Here is a 19,309-nt window from a genome sequence, read left to right on the forward strand (position 1 = left end):
CCCCCCCCCCCCCCCCCCCCCCCCCCCCCCCCCCCCCCCCCCCCCCCCCGCCGCGCCGGTACCGCCCGAGCAGCCGGTCAGCAGCCCGCCCGCCACCGCGCCCGCCGTCACCAGGGTGCGGCGGGGGACCAGGCGGGCACGCAGGTACTCGTACTGCTCGGCCATGCTCATCCGCTCCGCCAGCGGGCGCGGGATGCCGAAGTCGGGAGTCTCCATGGAGGGGAAGTTCCCACGGGGTTGCGACGGCCGGGCCACCCACGGGTGAACGCCGGCCGACGGGACGGCACCGCGACCCGTCCGGACGACCGGGTGTCCGCATGACGGACAGGGCGTGTCATCACCTGGGACGAAGAGTAGGGTGCCGACATGTCTCGCAGCATCAATCTCGCAGTGATCCCCGGTGACGGCATCGGCCAGGAGGTCGTGGCCGAGGGTCTCAAGGTCCTCTCCGCCGTCCTGCCGCAGGATGTGAAGCTGGAGACCCAGGAGTACGACTTCGGCGCCAAGCGGTACCACGCCACCGGTGAGACCCTCACCGACGCCGACCTCGACGCGCTCAAGCGGCACGACGCCATCCTGCTCGGCGCGATCGGCGACCCGTCCGTGCCGTCCGGCGTGCTGGAGCGCGGCTTCCTGCTCAAGCTCCGGTTCGCCTTCGACCACCACGTCAACCTGCGCCCGTCGAAGCTGCTCCCGGGTGTCGCCACCCCGCTCGCCGGCCAGCCCGAGATCGACTTCGTGGTGGTCCGCGAGGGCACCGAGGGCCCCTACACGGGCAACGGCGGCACCATCCGCAAGGGCACCGAGCACGAGGTCGCCACCGAGGTCTCCGTCAACACCGCCTTCGGTGTGGAGCGCGTGGTCCGCGACGCCTTCGCCCGCGCCCAGGCCCGCCCGCGCAAGAAGCTCACGCTGGTCCACAAGAACAACGTGCTGACCTTCGCCGGCCACCTGTGGACGAACATCTTCAACAAGGTGGCCCAGGAGTTCCCCGAGGTCACCACCGACTACATCCACGTCGACGCGGCGACCATCTACCTGGTCACCGACCCGGCCCGATTCGATGTGATCGTCACCGACAACCTGTTCGGCGACATCATCACCGACCTCGCCGCGGCCGTCTCCGGTGGCATCGGCGTGGCCGCCTCCGGCAACATCAACCCCGGCCGCGAGTTCCCGTCCATGTTCGAGCCCGTCCACGGCTCGGCCCCGGACATCGCCGGCCAGGGCAAGGCGGACCCCACCGCCACGGTCCTGTCCGTCGCCCTGCTGCTGCGCCACCTCGGCTACGACGGCGAGGCCGAGCGCATCGACGCCGCGGTCAACGCGGACCTGACCGAGCGGGCCGGCAAGCCCGCCCGCAGCACCTCGGAGATCGGCGACGCCCTCGCCGTACGCGTAGCCGGCTGACCCGCCGAGCACGCCCAAGCCGCCGGGTCGCATCAGCGCCCGGCGGCTTTTCCTGTGCGGTCGCCGGGTGCCACCATCAACCCCGGGCCGCATTCACCCCGATTCCGTCCGCCGGGGCCCCGCGCGCGATAATCGAACGCGGAGCCGCGACATGAGGGAATGCTCGGACGTCCTCACACTGGCCACCGGCCGTGCGGGCGTGCACGCGGCTCGTCACTACAACCGGTGAAGGACAACACATGACGACGCCCACGATCGAGCTCAAGCCCTCCGCCCACCCGCTCGCCGCCGCGGAGCGCGAGGCGATCCTGGCCGGCCCCGGATTCGGCCGCCACTTCACCGATCACATGGTGACGATCAAGTGGACCGAGGGCCGAGGCTGGCACGACGGCCAGCTCGTTCCGTACGCGCCGATCCCCCTCGACCCGGCCACCAACGTCCTGCACTACGCCCAGGAGATCTTCGAGGGCCTGAAGGCCTACCGCCGGCCCGACGGGTCGGTCGCCACCTTCCGCCCCGACCAGAACGCCAAGCGCTTCCAGCGCTCCGCGCGCCGACTGGCGATGCCGGAGCTGCCGGTCGAGACGTTCATCGAGGCGTGCGACGTGCTGGTCCAGCAGGACAAGGACTGGGTGCCCGCGCACGGCGGCGAGGAGTCCCTCTACCTGCGTCCCTTCATGATCGCCACCGAGGTCGGCCTCGGCGTCAAGCCGGCCAACGAGTACCTCTTCATCGTCATCGCCTCCCCGGCCGGCGCCTACTTCCCCGGCGGCGTGCGGCCGGTGTCGATCTGGGTCTCCGAGGACCGCGTGCGCGCCGTCCCCGGCGGCATGGGCGACGCCAAGACCGGCGGCAACTACGCCGCCTCGCTGCTGGCCCAGGCCGAGGCCGCCGCCAAGGGCTGCGACCAGGTCTGCTACCTCGACGCGGTCGAGCACAAGTGGGTCGAGGAACTCGGTGGCATGAACCTGTACTTCGTCTACGGCGACACCATCGTCACGCCCACGCTGACCGGCTCGATCCTGGAGGGCGTCACCCGTGACTCCCTGCTGGCCGTCGCCCGCGACCTCGGCTACAAGGCCGAGGAGGGCCGCGTCTCCGTCGAGCAGTGGCAGCGCGACTCCGAGAACGGCACGCTCACCGAGGTGTTCGCCTGCGGCACCGCGGCCGTGATCACCCCGGTCGGCACCGTCAAGCGGGACGGCGCCGAGTGGCAGCAGAGCGGCGGAGAGCCCGGCGAGGTCACCCTCCGCCTGCGCAGCGCCCTGCTGGACATCCAGCGCGGCACCGCAGAGGACCGGCACGGCTGGATGCACGAGCTGGCCTGACGGCCGACCCGCCCGGCCCGGCCCGAACGGGCGGGCCCTAGCGTTCGGCGCCCACGCCCAGGGCCGCCGCGGACTCCGGGTCCGCGGCGGCCGTCGGGCGTTCCGGGGCGAGCGTCAGCAGCAGGTAGACCACCCCGCCGACGGCGCCCGACAGCAGGAAGCTGCAGTCCACCCCGCCGGTCAGGCCCAGCAGCGGGCCCTCGTAGGACGGCAGGGACACCCCCAGCATGCCGACTCCCGCGCCGACCGCCCAGGACCCGGTGGCCCGCGGGTTCCAGCCGGCCCGGTACCAGTAGATCCCGCCCCGCGAGCGGCGGTTGAAGACCTGGAGGGCGTCGGCGTCGTACACACCGCGGCAGCGGACGAAGCCGATGAGGGTGATGACCGCCCACGGGGTGCCGATCGCGGTGAGCAGCAGCACGAAGGACGTCATCGCGGACTGCGCGTTCCACGCGTAGTGCCCGGCGAAGACGCAGGCCGTGGCCACCACCGCGACCGTGCAGGTGGCGCGGGCGCGGGAGGCGCGGGGCAGGATCGCGTCCAGGTCGAGACCCATGGAGTACAGCATCAGGCCCGCGTTGCCGACCGAGCCCGCGGAGGCGGACAGCAGCAGCGGGACCAGGTACCAGGCGGGCGAGGCGGAGACCAGCGGACCGGCGTAGTCGCCGGCAGCGCGGGCCGCGTACGCCGTGAAGGTGCCGAACAGCTGCGGCACGAGCAGGCCGAGGATCAGGCCCAGCCAGGTCGCGTGCAGCACGCGGCGGCCGGAGTGGCGCGCGGGGGAGATGTAGCGGGTGTAGTCGCCGAGGAGCGTGATGAACGCGATCGGGCCGGACAGCCCCGCCGCCACCGCGGCCAGGAACCAGGTCGGCCAGAAGGAGCCCAGCAGGTAACCGCCGGCGTCCGGGAGCGGCGAGGTGGTGAAGTGCGGGGCGTAGGCGAGGATGCCGAGGGCCAGCAGGGCGGTCATGCCCACGGCGAGCACCCGGGACATGGAGAGCAGCACCCGGTAGCCGTACACCGCGCCCGCGACCGTCGCCGCGGCGAGCAGCGCGTAGACGACGGCGTACGACAGTCCGTCCGCGGGCAGCCCGAACAGCCGGCCGAGCACGCTCACCATCACGTCACCGCCGATCCACACGGTCAGGGCGGTGTAGCCGAGGGCCAGCAGCAGGCCGACGACCGAGCCGACGAGCCGGCCGCGCACCCCGAACTGCGCCCCGGAGGAGGTGGACAGGTTGGTCGCGGTGCGCAGGGAGACCAGGGCGAGCGGGGCGGTGAACACCGTGCCGACCGCGGTGCCCGCGACGACCGCGCTCACCGAGGCCCACCAGCCGAGCCCGAACGACACCGGCAGCCAGCCGAAGATGATCACTCCGAGGCAGAGGTTGGAGCCGAGCAGGATCGAGACCAGGTCCCGTGGCCCGCTGGTCCGCTCCTCGTCCGGGATGGTGTCGACACCGCGCTGTTCGATCGGCATGGCTGGTCTCCTTCGACGGCCGCCTCATGGTTTGAGCGACGTTCAATGTGTCGTGAACGGCGGTCGCCGGTCAATGCTTCTGTTCTATGGAAAGTGCGTTTAGAGTGATGTTCTAAGCAATGGAAGGCAAGGAGGTGCCGCGTCGTGAGACTCACCCCCACGGAACGTGACCGGCTGCTGCTCTTCGGAGCCGCCGAGCTGGCCCGGGCCCGCCGGGCCCGCGGCCTCCGGCTGAACGTGCCGGAGGCGACCGCGCTGATCGCGGACACCGTCTGCGAGGCTGCGCGGGACGGCAGGCGGCTCGCCGAGGCCATCGAGGCGGCCCGGTCCGTCCTCGGCCCCGAGGACGTGCTGCCGGGGGTGGCCGACGTCGTCACCGAGGTTCACGTCGAGGCGGTCTTCGACGACGGTTCCCGGCTCGCCGTGGTCTGCGACCCCATCGGCGCCGGCGCGGGCGAGGAGGGCCCGGGCGCGTTGCTGCCGGGGCCGGAGCACACCGAGCCCGAGCCGGCCGTCCGGCTGAGGGTCACCAACACCGCGACCGTGCCGGTCTCCGTCACCTCCCACTTCCACTTCTTCGAGGCCAACCCGCGGCTGGACTTCCCGCGCGAGAGGGCCTACGGCATGCGGCTCGCCGTGCCCGCCGGTTCCTCGGTGCGGTTCGGTCCCGGTGAGAGCGCGGAGGTCGGGCTCGTGCCGATCGGCGGCGAGCGGATCGCGATCGGCTTCGCCGGCCTGGTCGACGGGCCGCTGGACGCGCCGGGGGCCCGCGAGGAGGCCCTGCGCCGGGCCGCCGCCTGCGGCTACCTGGGCATCACACCGGAAGGGGACGAGCGATGAGCCGCTCCAAGGGGCGCGAGGTCAGCCGTGCCACCCAGGTCGACCCGCACGCCTACGCCGCCACGCACGGCCCCCGGGCCGGCGACCGCGTCCGGCTCGGCGACTCCGGCCTCGTCGTCCGGGTCGAGGCGGACGCCCAGAAGTACGGCGACGAGTTCCTCGCCGGCTTCGGCAAGACCGCGCGCGACGGGCTGCATCTGAAGGCCGCCGCAGTCCGCGCCACCTGTGATGTCGTGATCAGCAACGTCGTCGTGATCGACGCCGCGCAGGGCATCCGCAAGGTCTCGATCGGCATCCGCGAGGGCCGGATCTGCGCCGTCGGACGGGCCGGGAACCCCGACACCCTCGACGGGGTCGACGTCGTGGTGGGCACGGGCACGTCCATCGTCTCCGGCGAGGGCATGATCGCCACCGCCGGTGCCGTCGACACCCACGTCCACCTGCTGTCGCCGCGGATCATGGAGGCTTCCCTGGCCTCCGGCGTCACCACGATCATCGGCCAGGAGTTCGGCCCGGTGTGGGGTGTCGGCGTCAACTCGCCGTGGGCGCTGCGGCACGCCTTCAACGCCTTCGACGCCTGGCCGGTCAACATCGGCTTCCTGGGCCGCGGTTCGTCCTCCCACGACGCGCCCCTGATCGAGGCGCTGGCCGAGGGCGGGGCCTCGGGGTTCAAGGTGCACGAGGACATGGGCGCCCACACCCGCGCCCTGGACACCGCCCTGCGGGTCGCCGAGGAGCACGACGTCCAGGTCGCCCTGCACAGCGACGGCCTCAACGAGTGCCTCTCGGTCGAGGACACCCTCCGGGTCCTTGAGGGCCGCACGATCCACGCCTTCCACATCGAGGGCTGCGGGGGCGGGCACGTGCCCAACGTGCTGAAGATGGCCGGTGTCCCGAACGTCATCGGGTCCTCCACCAACCCGACCCTGCCTTTCGGCCGGGACGCGGTCGCCGAGCACTACGGCATGATCGTCTCCGTCCACGACCTGAAGACCGACCTGCCCGGCGACGCCGCCATGGCCCGCGACCGCATCCGGGCCGGCACGATGGGCGCCGAGGACGTGCTGCACGACCTGGGCGCGATCGGCATCACCTCCTCCGACGCCCAGGGCATGGGGCGCGCCGGCGAGACGGTCCGGCGCACCTTCGCCATGGCCGGCAAGATGAAGGCCGAGCTGGGCCCGATGGAGGGCGACGGCGAGGGCGACGACAACGCCCGCGTGCTGCGCTACATGGCCAAGCTGACCATCAACCCGGCCATCGCCCACGGCCTCGCGCACGAGGTCGGCTCGATCGAGGTCGGCAAGCTCGCCGACATCGTGCTGTGGCGCCCCGAGTACTTCGGCGCCAAGCCGCAGCTCGTCCTCAAGTCCGGCTTCCCGGCCTACGGCGTGGTCGGCGACCCCAACGCGGCCACCGACACCTGCGAACCACTCGTGCTCGGCCCGCAGTTCGGCGCGCACGGCAGCACGCCCGCCGACATCTCGGTCGCCTTCGTCGCCCAGGCCGCCGTGGACCAGGGCAACGACACGATGCCCACCCGCCGCCGCCGGGTCGCCGTGCGCGGCACCCGCGGCATCGGCCCGGCCGACCTGCGCCTGAACGCCCGCGTCGGAGCGGTCGACGTCGACCAGCGCACCGGCCTGGTCACCCTCGACGGCGACCCGCTGCGCTCCGAGCCCGCCGAGTCCGTCTCCCTCAACCGCCTCTACTTCCTCTAAGGACCCGACCGATGACCACCCCCGCCGCCGACGGCTTCCGCATGCCCGCCGAGTGGGCCCCGCACGAGCGCACCTGGATGGCGTGGCCGGGTCCCAACCCCACCTTCGACGACCCGGACGACCTCGCCCGCTCCCGCGCCGCCTGGGCCTCGGTCGCCCACGCCGTGCTGCGCTTCGAGCCGGTGACGGTGGTCTGCGGCCCCGGCCAGTCCGCCGAGGCCGGGACCCTGCTGGGCCCCGGCGTCGACACCGTCGAACGGGACCTGGACGACGCCTGGATGCGGGACATCGGCCCCACCTTCCTCACCGACGGTCAGGGCCGGCTGGGCGCCGTGGACTGGACGTTCAACGGCTGGGGCGCCCAGCACTGGGCCCGCTGGGAGCACGACGCCGAGATCGCCTCGTTCGTCGCCGACCGCGCGGGCGCGAAGACGTACGCCTCGAAGCTGGTCAACGAGGGCGGCGCGATCCACGTCGACGGCGAGGGCACCGTGCTGCTCACCGAGACCGTGCAGCTCGGTCCCGAGCGCAACCCGCACTGGTCGAAGGAGGAGGTCGAGGCCGAGATCCACGCCCACCTCGGCACCCGGAAGGCGATCTGGCTGCCGCGCGGCCTGACCGGCGACTACCCTCCCCACGGCTTCGGCACCCTCGGGCACGTCGACATCGTCGCCGCCTTCGCCCGCCCCGGGGTCGTCGTCGCCCACCATCAGCCGGACCCGGCCCACCCCGACCACGAGGTGACCCGGGAGGTCATCGGCCTGCTGAAGTCGGCGACCGACGCGCGCGGCCGCCGCCTCGAGGTGGTCGAGGTGCCCGCCCCGACCGCCCTGGAGGCCGACGGCCACTGGGCCGACTACTCCTACATCAACCACTACCTGTGCAACGGCGGGGTCGTGCTGTGCGGCTTCGACGACCCGCGCGACGAGATCGCCGCCGGGATCTTCCGCCGTCTCTTCCCGGAGCGGACCGTCACCCTGGTGGACGCCCGTACGATCTTCTCCGGTGGCGGTGGCATCCACTGCATCACCCAGCAGCAGCCGAAGGTCTGACACGTACCGGACCCGTAGACGTACAGGAGCAGCAGATGGCCGGTGCGGCCCGTCCGCGCAGGAACGCGCCGCCGCGCGAGGAGGTCCTCGTCGCAGCCATGGACATGATCGCCGAGCGCGGTCTGGAGAAGCTCACCATGGCCGCCCTCGGGCGCGAGGTCGGGATGAGCAGCGGCCATCTGCTGTACTACTTCCACTCCAAGGACGAGCTGCTGCTGCGCACCCTGGAGTGGAGCGAGGGCAGGCTGGGCGCCGAGCGCGGCCGTCTGCTCACCCGGCCGGGGACCGCCCGGGAACGCCTGGAGGCGTACGTCGACCTGTACGTGCCCGACGGCCACCGCGACCCGCACTGGACGCTGTGGCTGGAGGTCTGGAACCGCTCGCAGAACGCCGACGACGCCGGCCGTGAACGGCAGGCCGCCATCGAGGGCGCCTGGCACCGCGACCTGGTCGCCCTGATCGCCGAGGGCGTCTCGCGCGGCGAGTTCCGCCCGGTGGACGCCGACCGCTTCGCCGCCCGGCTGCGGGCCCTGCTGGACGGCTTCTCCATCCACGTCGCCATCGGTCTGCGCGGCACTGACCGCCCGCAGGTGATCGCGCACGTCCGGGAGTTCCTCGACCAGGCGCTGCTCGCGGTGGACGCCTGACGACCGCATCCTGAGACGGTCGGTGGACCGGGGCGGTGCTGTGCCAGACTGCCTGCGTGCTCTCGTTCGCCATGATTATGGGCAGCAGGCGCGCCGGTCCGCAGTGACCACCTCGTACGACCAGGTGCGGGTGGCCACCGTCGTCCTCGACCCGCGCGCAGACCTCTCGCACCCGCGAGGGGTTTTTTCGTTTTCCGGCCCACCCGAAGCCGGCGGCGGAGCGCGCGGGACCCTTGGGGGGATGGTGGAGCCGGTCATTCCGGTTAGACCGAAGATTCACAATCAGGAGCCTTGAGACCATGACCGAGACGGCAACCAGCGAGCTCGACGACTCGTTCCACGTCTTCGACACCACGCTGCGCGACGGCGCGCAGCGCGAGGGCATCAACCTCACCGTCGCGGACAAGCTCGCCATCGCACGGCACCTGGACGACTTCGGCGTCGGCTTCATCGAGGGCGGCTGGCCCGGCGCCAACCCGCGCGACACCGAGTTCTTCGCCCGCGCGCAGGCCGAGATCGACTTCAAGCACGCCCGGCTGGTCGCCTTCGGCGCCACCCGCCGGGCCGGCGCGAAGGCCGCCGAGGACCCGCAGGTCAGGGCGCTCCTGGAGTCGGGTGCCCCGGTGATCACCCTGGTCGCCAAGTCGCACGACCGGCACGTGGAGCTGGCGCTGCGCACCACGCTGGACGAGAACCTGGAGATGGTCCGCGACACGGTGTCCTACCTGCGGGACCAGGGCCGCCGGGTCTTCGTGGACTGCGAGCACTTCTTCGACGGCTACCGCGCGAACCCCGAGTACGCCAAGGCCGTCGTACGCGCCGCCGCCGAGGCCGGCGCCGACGTCGTCATCCTCTGCGACACCAACGGCGGCATGCTCCCCGCCCAGGTGCACGCGGTCGTCTCCACGGTCCTCGCCGACACCGGCGCCCGGCTCGGCATCCACGCCCAGGACGACACCGGCTGCGCCGTCGCCAACACGCTGGCCGCGGTCGACGCGGGCGCGACCCAGGTGCAGTGCACCGCCAACGGCTACGGCGAGCGCGTCGGCAACGCCAACCTCTTCCCGGTCGTGGCGGCCCTGGAGCTGAAGTACGGCAAGAAGGTGCTGCCGGAGGGCCGGCTGCGCGAGATGACCCGGATCTCCCACGCCATCGCCGAGGTCGTCAACCTCACGCCCTCCACCCACCAGCCGTACGTGGGCGTCTCCGCCTTCGCGCACAAGGCGGGCCTGCACGCCTCGGCGATCAAGGTCGACCCGGACCTGTACCAGCACATCGCCCCCGAGCTGGTCGGCAACACCATGCGCATGCTGGTCTCCGACATGGCGGGCCGCGCCTCGGTCGAGCTGAAGGGCAAGGAGCTCGGCGTCGACCTCGGCGGCGACCGGGAGCTGGTCGGCCGCGTGGTCGCGCGGGTCAAGGAGCGCGAGCTCGCGGGCTACACCTACGAGGCCGCCGACGCCTCCTTCGAGCTGCTGCTGCGCGGCGAGGTCGAGGGCAGGCCGCTGAAGTACTTCGACGTCGAGTCCTGGCGGGCCATCGTCGAGGACCGGCCCGACGGCACCCACGCCAACGAGGCCACGGTCAAGCTGTGGGCCAAGAGCGAGCGGATCGTCGCCACCGCGGAGGGCAACGGCCCGGTCAACGCCCTGGACCGGGCGCTGCGCGTGGCCCTGGAGAAGATCTACCCCCAGCTCGCCAAGCTGGACCTGGTGGACTACAAGGTCCGCATCCTGGAGGGCGTGCACGGCACCTCCTCCACCACCCGGGTGCTGATCTCCACCTCCGACGGGGCCGGCGAGTGGTCCACGGTCGGGGTCGCCGAGAACGTCATCGCCGCCTCGTGGCAGGCCCTGGAGGACGCCTACACCTACGGGCTGCTGCGGGCCGGGGTCGAACCGGCCGAGTGACGGCACGAGCGCACCGCGCCCCCGCCCCGGGAGCGCGGTGCGGACCGCCGCCGGCCCGGCCGGGTGCCACGGCCGGCCGGAACGGGGGTCAGGGCGCGCGCCAGATGTTGTCGAAGGCGGCGTTCTCGATGCGCCGCCGCTGCCGTACGCCCTCCAGCTCCGTCAGCGCGTGGTTGACGGCGGCCAGCACCGTGACGACCGCGTCGTCGCCGAGGTCCTCCTCGGCCGGCTCGGCGTCCCCGACTCCCAGGGCCGCCGCGAGGCCGGCGAGCACCGGCTCGTGGGACTCCCACCGGTCGGTGGCGTGGCGACGCGCCTCGGTGCCGGCGGCCGCGTCGGCCTTCGGCCGGTACGGAAGCCAGTGCCGCCGCTCGCCCGTCAGCTGTCCCCGGGCGTCCAGCTCGTCGAGGTAGATCCCGGTCAGCCCCTCCCCGCGGCGCCACAGCCAGTCCTCGACCGTCTCGTACGGCTCCTGCCGCACGAGCGACGAACCCGCCTCGTCCAGGAGCCGGTCACCCACGGACAGCGGCGGACCCGGCACGATGCGCTCGTCGTCCAGGGAGAGCGCCCGGGCGCCGAGGAGGTCGATCAGCTCGGCACCCGCGAGGGCCAGCGACAGGTCGCCCTGCTCCACCGGGCGGTCGCCGGGGACGTCCGTGGCGACGATGAACAGGTCCTGCGGTGTGGTCATGTCGGCTTCCCCTCCGGGCTGGCGGCTCCCCGCACCACCAGCATGTGCGGAGGGCCGCCGATCCGCAGCACGGCGGCCCCCGTCCTGTCCCGCCCCGTCGAGGCGGGACACGGCACTGCGTCCTACTGGAGCTTCCACTTCTGGTTCGCCGCGCCCGTGCAGGACCAGATCTGGGCCCTCGCCCCGTTCGCCGAGGAGTTGTCCGTGACGTCCAGGCACTTGTTCGCCGCCGTGTTCACCACGTCGCCGGTGGACGCGTCGTACGACCACTTCTGCGCACCGGTGCCGTTGCAGTCGTACAGCTGGACCTTGGCCCCGTCCGCGGTGGAGGCCGAGCTGACGTCCAGACACTTGCCGAGGGCCTGCACGGAACCGTCGCCCGGCAGCGTCCACTGCTGCGCCGTGCTGCCGTTGCAGTCGTAGAGCTGTACCGCCGTGCCGTTCGCGCTGGACGCTCCCGCCACGTCCAGGCATTTGCCCGCGAGCCCCACGAAGGCGCCGGAGCGGCCGCCGCCGCCCGACTGGGTGCCGGACCAGGTGAAGGTCGCCGAGGTCCTGCCGGGCAGCGAGTACGTGGCGTGCTGCGCCCCCCAGTCGATGGTCACCGACCTGGCGGACGACGAGCCGTTGTACGCGATCAGCGCCTTGCTGCCGTCCGGGTTGCGCCACGCCACGTTGGGCACGGCGGACGAGGCCGTGGAGGCGATCCGCTGGGCGCCCGGGCGGACGAACTTCGTCAGGTGGCCCATGTCGTAGTACTCGACGGTGTAGTCGACCGTCCCGCTCGCGCCGTCCCCGTCGTGCACGGTGATCAGCCCGGTGCAGGTGCCGCAGCCGCCGTTGTGCGGGCCCATGTTCTGGTCCACCGCGAGCGACCACTTGGTCACCGACTTCGCCCAGTTGCGCGTGTAGTCGATGATGTTGGACATGTCCTCGCGCTGCTGGTCGGCGATCCAGGTGCCGCCGGAGTGCTCGGTGCCGAAGGCGTCCAGCGTGGGGTACCGGTCGTGCACGGTCGTCTGCTTGCCGATGTCACCGCCGTAGCCGTGCCAGGCGATCCCGCCGAAGTTGGGGTGGTTGCGCACGGCCGGGTCGTCCACCGTCTGGGCGGCGTAGGAGTCGTAGACGTCCCAGTTCCAGTCGTGCGCCAGCACCTTGGTGGTCAGGCCCGCCGCCTGCAGCTTCGGCAGCAGCTCGCTCTTGGTGAAGTACGCGAGCCCGTTCCCGTTCCAGCTCATCGACGGATAGCCGGAACAGCAGGTCGGCTCGTTCTGCGCGGTGACGTAGGAGACGTTCACGCCCTGGTCCCGGTACGCCTGGAGGTACTTCACGAAGTACGCGGCGTACGCGCCGTAGTCCTCGGCCTTCAGCCAGCCGCCGTCGAGCGAGCCGCTGTCCTTCATCCAGGCCGGTGCCGTCCACGGCGAGGCCATCACCGTCAGGGCCGGGTTGAGCTGAAGCGCCTGCCTGGTCAGCGGGACGACGTCCGCGAGGTCGTGCGCGACGGAGAACTTCGCCAGCGAGGTGTCGGTCTGGCCGGCGGGCACGTCGTCGTACGTGTACCCGTACCGCGCCAGGTCCGAGGCGCCCATGGGGTTGCGCAGGAACGACAGCCCGATCCCGTCCGCCGGCGAGAACAGCTTGCGCATGGTCGCGTCCCGGGTGCTCCGGGACAGCGCCCCGCTGCTGTTCATCAGCCAGGCGGCGGTGTCCGTGAAGGACGCGCCGCCGCCGGTGAAGGTCTGGTACCGGGTGTTCTCGTCGACGGTGATGTTCTCGCCGCCGCCACCGGTCCCGGCCTGGAAGGCGAACGGCGTCTGGGCCTGGAGACCGCGTACGACGTGCCGACCGGCGGAGTCGTCGGTGGTGGTGAGCCACGCGGTGACCTGTTCGCCGGCCGCGTGCGCGGACGGTGTGCCGAGGGTCGTGAGCCCGGCGGTGGCCAGCAGGCCGGCGAGCAGCAGCCGGGTGGTGCGCAGGGGAGTTCGCATGGTGCGTCGCCCTTCTGGGGAGAGCCAACGTGCCTGACGTGTGGGGGGACTTGCAGCGCCCGGCCGTCCTGACGTGCCGTCTTGACGGTTGTGTGGGCCCCCAGTTAACTCATGTCGTGAGCTAAGTCATGAGTGAACCATGAGAGTCGAGGGAAGGTCCATGCGAAGAACCGCCCTGCTCGTCTCCGCCGCACTCCTCACCGGTCTGCTCCCCTGGGCGACCGCGCGAGCAGCCGACGACCCGCCGCCCGTCCCCGTCGACCGCTTCGAGGGGGAGGTCCCCTTCGCCTCCCAGCCCGCCGAGGGCATCTTCACCTGGGGGAGCGACTCCGACGACCCGCCGGCGCTGCGGCTGACCGCACGCTCCGACGCCCCCGAGGGCGCCAAGGTCCTCACCGGCAGCTACGACATCAGCGGCTACGGCGGCTTCACCCACGACTTCGCCGCCGGGGAGCCCGCCCACGACTGGTCGGCGCACCGGGGCATCCGCTTCTGGTGGGACGGCCAGGACAACGGCAAGAAGATCCCCTTCGAGATCAAGGACGGCGGCCACGACGGCGAGGCCTCGGAACTCTGGACCACCTCCTTCACCGACGACTTCACCGGCTGGAAGCAGGTCGAGCTCCCCTTCACCGACTTCGCCTACCGCACCGACTACCAGCCCGTCGGCGGCATCGACCACGTCCTCGGCCTCGACCGGATGTGGGGCTACGCCGTCACCCTCCCGGTCGGCGTCAAGGGGCAGTTCGCCATGGACGGCGTCGAGCTGTACGGCCGCGCCGACCAGTCGCTGCGCGCCTCCGTCACGACCGACGCGGCCGTCCACACCGTCGCGGAGGGCGGCACCGCCAGGATCGGGATCACCGTGGCCACCACCGGCTCGGCGCCGCTCGACGAACCGGTGACCGTCACCTACGCGACCCGCACGGACGGCACCGCCGAACCCGGCCGGGACTACACCCCGGTCTCCGGCACCCTCACCTTCCCGGCCGGCACGGCCTCCGGCACCACCCGGACCGTCGAGGTGCGCACCCTGCGGGACAAGACGGCCGAGCCCGCCGAGACCGTCCCGCTGGGGCTCACCGTGAGCGGCGCCAAGGCGCCCGCCGAGACCCCGCAGGTCGTCATCGACGCCCACGGACTGCCGTACCTGGACGCCAGGCTGCCGGTACGCAAGCGGGTCGCCGACCTCCTGGGCCGGATGTCTCTGGCGGAGAAGACCGGCCAGATGACCCAGGCCGAGCGCGGGGCCGTGGGCACCGGGGCCGACGTCGCCGCGTACGGCCTCGGCTCACTGCTGTCCGGCGGCGGCTCGACACCCACGCCCAACACCCCGGCGGCCTGGGCGAAGATGATCGACGGCTTCCAGCTGCGGGCCCGGGCGACCCGCTTCCAGATCCCGCTGATCTACGGCGTGGACGCGGTGCACGGCCACAACAACCTGGTCGGCGCCACGGTCATGCCGCACAACATCGGCATCGGCGCCACCCGCGACCCCGCCCTCGCGGAACGGACCGGCGCGGTGACCGCCGCCGAGGTACGGGCCACCGGCGTCCCCTGGGACTTCGCCCCCTGCCTGTGCGTGAGCCGCGACGAGCGCTGGGGCCGCTCCTACGAGTCCTTCGGCGAGGACCCGGCGCTGGTCCAGTCGATGGAGACGATCGTCCAGGGCCTCCAGGGCCGTGCGAACGGCGCCGACCTGCGCCGGAACGACAAGGTCCTCGCCACCGCCAAGCACTTCGTCGGCGACGGCGGCACGGAGTACGGCTCCTCGACCACGGGCACGTACAAGATCGACCAGGGCGTCACCAAGGTCACCCGGCAGGAGCTGGAAGCCGTCCACCTGGCGCCGTTCCGCACGGCCGTGGACCGGGGCGTCGGCACCGTCATGCCGTCGTACTCCTCGCTCGACGTCCTCGGCGACGGGCGGGGTCCCGTCAAGATGCACGCCCGTGCCGACATGATCAACGGCGTCCTCAAGGGCCGCATGGGCTTCGACGGCTTCGTCATCAGCGACTGGAACGCCATCGACCAGCTGCCCGGCGACTACCCGGCCCACGTCCGCACGGCGGTCGACGCGGGTGTCGACATGATGATGGTGCCCTACAGCTACAAGGAGTTCAGTTCGACGCTGGCCGACGAGGTGAAGGCCGGCCGGGTCGATGAGCGGCGGATCGACGACGCGGTCTCCCGGATCCTCACCCAGAAGTTCCGTCTCGGCCTGTTCGAGCACCCCTACGCCGACACCGCCGGCGCCGCCGCCATCGGCTCCCCGGCCCACCGGGCCGTGGCCCGCGCCGCCGCCGCCGAGTCGCAGGTGCTGCTGAAGAACAGCGGGGGACTGCTGCCCCTGAAGAAGAGCCAGAAGGTGTACGTCGCCGGCTCGAACGCCGACGACATCGGCAACCAGAGCGGCGGCTGGACCGTCACCTGGCAGGGCTCCTCCGGGAACATCACCCCGGGCACCACCATCCTCCAGGGCATGCGCGAGGCGGGCGGGAACGTCACCTACTCCAAGGACGCGTCCGCCCCGACCGCCGGGTACGACGTCGGCGTGGTCGTCGTCGGCGAGACCCCCTACGCGGAAGGCGTCGGCGACGTCGGCAACGGCCACGACCTGACGCTGTCCGCCGCCGACCAGGCTGCCGTGGACAAGGTCTGCGCGGCCATGAAGTGCGCGGTGCTGATCGTCTCCGGGCGCCCGCAGCTCATCGGCGACCGGCTCGGCCGGATCGACGCGCTGGTGGCCTCCTGGCTGCCCGGCACCGAGGGCGGGGGCGTGGCCGACGTGCTGTACGGCAGCCGCCCCTTCACCGGGCAGCTCCCGGTCACCTGGCCGAGGTCCGCCGCCCAGCTGCCGATCAACGTGGGCGACGCCGCGTACGACCCGCAGTTCCCCTACGGCTGGGGCCTGACCACCCGCACCCGCGTCCCGCACGGCGGAGCGACGGCCCTGGCCGCCCTCGCCCGGGCGGCGCGGGCGGCCGAACGGGCCGGCGCCGACCGCACCGGGCGCGCGCTGGTCACCGAGGCCCGGCTGATCGTCCAGCGGAAGGTGGGCGGCCGGATCGACTCCGCGGTCTCCGGGCCCTTCGCCGACGCCGACCACCTGCTGCTGACCGGCCACTACGGGGAGGCGGTGCGGAAGCTGACGGAGGCGTACCGGGCCGCGTAGACCGCCGTGCCCTGCTCCCGGGGCACATGTCACCGGTATCGGGAGGCTTCGGGTAGCGTCGAAGGATGAAGGCCGTCCTGCGGACCCGAAGCCTCCCAGCCCTGCTGCTGGCCATCCTGATGCTCCTGCTCGTGACCGCGCCGGCACCCGGGGCGAGGGCGGCCGAGGGGGTGAGGACGGCGCCCGGCGCGCAGGCGGCGCCCCGCGCCCGGACGGCGACCGGCGTGTCCACGATCGCCGAGGCCCTGCGCAGGGGGCCGGTGTACGTCGACCCGGCCGCTTCGGGCCAGTTGACCGCCGCCGGCGCCGCCACGCTCGCCCGCGAGATCAAGGACGCGAACAAGCCCCTGTTCATCGCGGTGCTGCCCGCCGGGTACCCCACGCAGAACCTCTTCTCCGCCCTGCGCACGGCCACCGGCGTCACCGGCCTGTACGCCATCCGGCTCGGCGACCGCTTCGACGCCCGCGCCGACTCCTCGGTCCTCCCGCACGCCGCGGTGCGCAACCTCGTCGCCAGTGTGCGGGGGGAGGGCACCAGAACCCAGCTGACCGACTTCACCCACCGCGCCCTGGCCAACATGGGCGGCCACGCCCCCGCTTCCTGGGGCTCGTCCGGACCGGGCGGGGGAGGAGTCTCCGGCACCGCGCTGATCACCACGGCCGCGGTCCTGGTGGCCGGGGGAGCGGGCGCCTACGCCCTGGTCCGCCGCAACCGCCGCCGCCGGGACGAGGAACAGCGGGCCGCCCTCGACCGCCTGCGGGTGGTCGTCGACGAGGACATCACCGCCTTCGGCGAGGAACTGGACCGGCTGGACTTCCACCCGGCCGAGGCGGGCGCCGACGACGCCATGCGCGCGGACTACGAACGGGCGCTGGACGCCTACGAGCAGGCCAAGCAGCGCATGGCCGAGGCCCGCAGACCGGAGGACGTGCGCACGGTCACCGAGGCGCTGGAGGACGGCCGCTTCTCGCTCGCCCAGCTGGCCGCCCGGCGCGAGGGCCGCCCCCTCCCGGAGCGTCGGCCGCCCTGCTTCTTCGACCCCCGCCACGGGCCGTCCGCCACCGACGCCGCCTGGACCCCGCCCGGCGGCGCCCCACGTGAGGTCCCGGTGTGCGCGGCCGACGCGACCCGGCTGGCCGACGGCCGCGACCCGGTGATCCGCGAGGTCGACACCGAGCTCGGCCGCCGCCCCTACTGGGACGCGGGCCCGGCCTACGGCCCCTGGGCCGGCGGCTACTTCGGCGGCGGCATCCTGCCCGGCCTGCTGGTCGGAACCGTGCTGGGCGGCATGATGGCGACCCCGTCCTACGCGGCCGACTACGGCTCCGGATACGGCGAGTTCGGCGGCGGCGACTTCGGCGGCTACCAGGGCGGCGACGTCTCGGGCGCGGACTTCGACCCCGGCGACTTCAGCGGCGGCTTCGGCGACGGAGGCGGCTTCGACGGCGGCGGGGGCGGGGGAGGCGACTTCGGCGGAGGCTTCTGAACCGGCGACAGGCGAGCGCCCGCCCTCCCCCGTGCCGGGGGACCGCAGGGCGGGCGCGCTCGGAATGCGGGGGCGGCGGGGCCGCCCGGGGCTCACGCGTTCTTGATCGCCGAGATGTCGAAGAGCAGCTTGATCTTGTCGGAGATCAGGACCCCGCCGGTCTCCAGCGCCGCGTTCCAGGTCAGGCCCCACTCGGAGCGCAGGATCTCGGCCTTGCCCTCGAAGCCGACGCGCTCGTTGCCGAACGGGTCCTTCGCGGCGCCGTTGAACTCCAGGTCGATGGTGAGCGGCTTGGTGACACCGAGGAGGGAGAGGTCACCGGTGATGCGGTAGTCGTCGCCGCCCAGGGCCTCGGCCTTGGTGGAGCGGAAGGTCATCGCCGGGAACTCGTCGGTCTTGAAGAAGTCGGCGGACTTCAGGTGGCCGTCACGGTCGGCGTTGCCGGTCTCGATGCTCTGCATCGTGACGTCGATGGTCGCGGTGGACTGCTCGGGGTTCTCGCCGTCCAGGCGCAGCGTGCCGGTGAAGTCCTGGAAGCCGCCCTTGACGTTGGTGACCATCGCGTGGCGGGCCACGAAGCCGATCGTGCTGTGCGCCGGGTCGATGGTGTACTCGCCGGTCAGCGCGGCCAGATCGGGGTTGACGGCGGCCGGCGCCGAGGCGGTGGGGGTGCTTTCCTTGCGGCCGAAGATGCCCATGACGTTCTCCTTGGGGACGGGGCGCGGCCGGGAATGACGGGGCCGCGGGCTTTCTGTTTAACGTTCAACGAACCTAACGACTCCGACCGTAGACCTATTCCGTTGAGTTTTCAACATCATCCGGAACGTGTTTTCGCGACGACGGTGAGTCATCCCGTCCGCCCTCTGGCGGACGCGCGTAGAGCTCGGGCACCATCGGGCGTGCGCAACCTGCACAGCCGACCCACAGGAAGCACGGCCATCCGCAGGAAGGGTTCCCATGAAGGCAACCGAGGTCATGAAGGTCCGCTCCGTCCTGACCGCACTCGCCCTGGTCGTCGCCCCCGGCGTCGCCGTCGTCGGCACCGCCACCGACGCCTTCGCCGTCACCAAGATCAGCCAGGCCACCGCCGAGTCGATGTTCCGGCAGGTCGGCATCACCTGGTCGTCCTCCGGCGGTTGCACCGACCGGAACAACTCCACCTGCACGTCCTTCGACCAGCTCAACCTCGCCACCGCCCAGGGCGCCCAGACCCTCAAGCGGGCCGGCGGCTGCGCCCTCAACATCACCGGCGGCACCGAGACCGGCCACGCCTCCGGCACCTACTCCCACTGGAACGGCTACAAGCTCGACTACGGCAAGAACACCTGCGTCACCTCGTACATCAAGAACAACTTCACTTACATCGGCCTGCGCGGCGACGGCGCGCCGCAGTACCAGTCGGGCTCCGGCAACATCTACGCCGACGAGGGCAACCACTGGGACGTCCTCTACTACAACTGCGGCGGCTGCTGAGCCGGGAGGGCGGCGACCGGCGAGATGACCACCTCCGGACCGACACGGCGCGCGCTCCTGCTGGCCGCCGCCCTCTCCGCCACCGCGGCCCCCCGGGCCCACCC

The 19,309-nt window shown here is 72.4% G+C and carries 14 protein-coding genes and 1 pseudogene; 10 read left to right on the forward strand and 5 right to left on the reverse strand.

The window, feature by feature from the left end:
- Nucleotides 1-216: pseudogene (locus V7E45_RS27095) on the reverse strand (phosphoesterase); the annotation flags it as partial.
- A gap of 150 nt (nucleotides 217-366) precedes the next feature.
- Here V7E45_RS27095 and V7E45_RS27100 point away from each other — a divergent pair.
- Nucleotides 367-1,410 carry a 3-isopropylmalate dehydrogenase gene (locus tag V7E45_RS27100; protein WP_333776823.1) on the forward strand — a complete coding sequence of 348 codons (1,044 nt, stop codon included), beginning with the start codon at nucleotides 367-369 and terminating at the stop codon, nucleotides 1,408-1,410.
- 239 nt (nucleotides 1,411-1,649) lie between these two features.
- The gene (locus V7E45_RS27105; RefSeq protein WP_333776824.1) at nucleotides 1,650-2,738 is read left to right on the forward strand and encodes a branched-chain amino acid aminotransferase; all 1,089 of its coding nucleotides are present in this window, start codon (nucleotides 1,650-1,652) and stop codon (nucleotides 2,736-2,738) included.
- A gap of 37 nt (nucleotides 2,739-2,775) precedes the next feature.
- Here the strand turns inward: V7E45_RS27105 and V7E45_RS27110 are convergent, their stop codons facing one another.
- Nucleotides 2,776-4,218, reverse strand: coding sequence for a cytosine permease (locus V7E45_RS27110; protein WP_333776825.1), 1,443 nt, complete (start codon nucleotides 4,216-4,218; stop codon nucleotides 2,776-2,778).
- A 144-nt stretch (nucleotides 4,219-4,362) separates the two neighbouring features.
- Here V7E45_RS27110 and ureA point away from each other — a divergent pair, with 144 nt between their 5' ends.
- From ureA to cimA, 5 genes are all read left to right on the forward strand, one after another.
- Nucleotides 4,363-5,058, forward strand: a complete 696-nt coding sequence (ureA, locus tag V7E45_RS27115; RefSeq protein ID WP_333776826.1) for an urease subunit gamma — start codon at nucleotides 4,363-4,365, stop codon at nucleotides 5,056-5,058.
- Nucleotides 5,055-6,779, forward strand: a complete 1,725-nt coding sequence (locus V7E45_RS27120) for an urease subunit alpha (protein WP_333776827.1) — start codon at nucleotides 5,055-5,057, stop codon at nucleotides 6,777-6,779. The genes ureA and V7E45_RS27120 overlap by 4 nt, the downstream gene beginning before the upstream one ends.
- Before the next feature lie 11 nt (nucleotides 6,780-6,790).
- Nucleotides 6,791-7,831 (forward strand): agmatine deiminase family protein, encoded by a 1,041-nt coding sequence (locus tag V7E45_RS27125; RefSeq protein WP_333776828.1) that lies wholly within the window; start codon nucleotides 6,791-6,793, stop codon nucleotides 7,829-7,831.
- 35 nt (nucleotides 7,832-7,866) lie between these two features.
- Nucleotides 7,867-8,478 carry a TetR/AcrR family transcriptional regulator gene (locus V7E45_RS27130; RefSeq protein WP_333776829.1) on the forward strand — a complete coding sequence of 204 codons (612 nt, stop codon included), beginning with the start codon at nucleotides 7,867-7,869 and terminating at the stop codon, nucleotides 8,476-8,478.
- A 299-nt stretch (nucleotides 8,479-8,777) separates the two neighbouring features.
- Complete coding sequence (cimA, locus tag V7E45_RS27135) at nucleotides 8,778-10,388, forward strand: citramalate synthase (protein WP_333776830.1); 1,611 nt, start codon at nucleotides 8,778-8,780, stop codon at nucleotides 10,386-10,388.
- A gap of 88 nt (nucleotides 10,389-10,476) precedes the next feature.
- On the opposite strand, the gene V7E45_RS27140 is transcribed toward cimA, so the two are convergent.
- Together V7E45_RS27140 and V7E45_RS27145 are read right to left on the reverse strand one after the other, a co-directional pair.
- Nucleotides 10,477-11,079, reverse strand: coding sequence for a GOLPH3/VPS74 family protein (locus tag V7E45_RS27140; protein WP_333776832.1), 603 nt, complete (start codon nucleotides 11,077-11,079; stop codon nucleotides 10,477-10,479).
- 122 nt (nucleotides 11,080-11,201) lie between these two features.
- Nucleotides 11,202-13,070 carry a ricin-type beta-trefoil lectin domain protein gene (locus V7E45_RS27145; RefSeq protein ID WP_333776833.1) on the reverse strand — a complete coding sequence of 623 codons (1,869 nt, stop codon included), beginning with the start codon at nucleotides 13,068-13,070 and terminating at the stop codon, nucleotides 11,202-11,204.
- Nucleotides 13,071-13,230: 160 nt separating this feature from the next.
- Between V7E45_RS27145 and V7E45_RS27150 the strand changes: the two genes are divergently transcribed.
- Both V7E45_RS27150 and V7E45_RS27155 read left to right on the forward strand, forming a co-directional pair.
- A complete protein-coding gene (locus V7E45_RS27150) occupies nucleotides 13,231-16,245 on the forward strand; it encodes a glycoside hydrolase family 3 protein (RefSeq protein WP_333776834.1) in 3,015 nt (1,004 codons plus the stop codon).
- 65 nt (nucleotides 16,246-16,310) lie between these two features.
- Nucleotides 16,311-17,732 carry a hypothetical protein gene (locus V7E45_RS27155; RefSeq protein ID WP_333776835.1) on the forward strand — a complete coding sequence of 474 codons (1,422 nt, stop codon included), beginning with the start codon at nucleotides 16,311-16,313 and terminating at the stop codon, nucleotides 17,730-17,732.
- A 92-nt stretch (nucleotides 17,733-17,824) separates the two neighbouring features.
- Here the strand turns inward: V7E45_RS27155 and V7E45_RS27160 are convergent, their stop codons facing one another.
- Complete coding sequence (locus V7E45_RS27160) at nucleotides 17,825-18,430, reverse strand: YceI family protein (RefSeq protein ID WP_333776836.1); 606 nt, start codon at nucleotides 18,428-18,430, stop codon at nucleotides 17,825-17,827.
- A gap of 277 nt (nucleotides 18,431-18,707) precedes the next feature.
- Here V7E45_RS27160 and V7E45_RS27165 point away from each other — a divergent pair, with 277 nt between their 5' ends.
- Nucleotides 18,708-19,205 carry a hypothetical protein gene (locus V7E45_RS27165; protein WP_333776837.1) on the forward strand — a complete coding sequence of 166 codons (498 nt, stop codon included), beginning with the start codon at nucleotides 18,708-18,710 and terminating at the stop codon, nucleotides 19,203-19,205.
- Nucleotides 19,206-19,309 lie beyond the last annotated feature (104 nt).

This window comes from Streptomyces sp. IBSBF 3136 (genome assembly GCF_036815105.1).
In the GTDB taxonomy this organism is placed as follows: Bacteria; Actinomycetota; Actinomycetes; order Streptomycetales; family Streptomycetaceae; genus Streptomyces.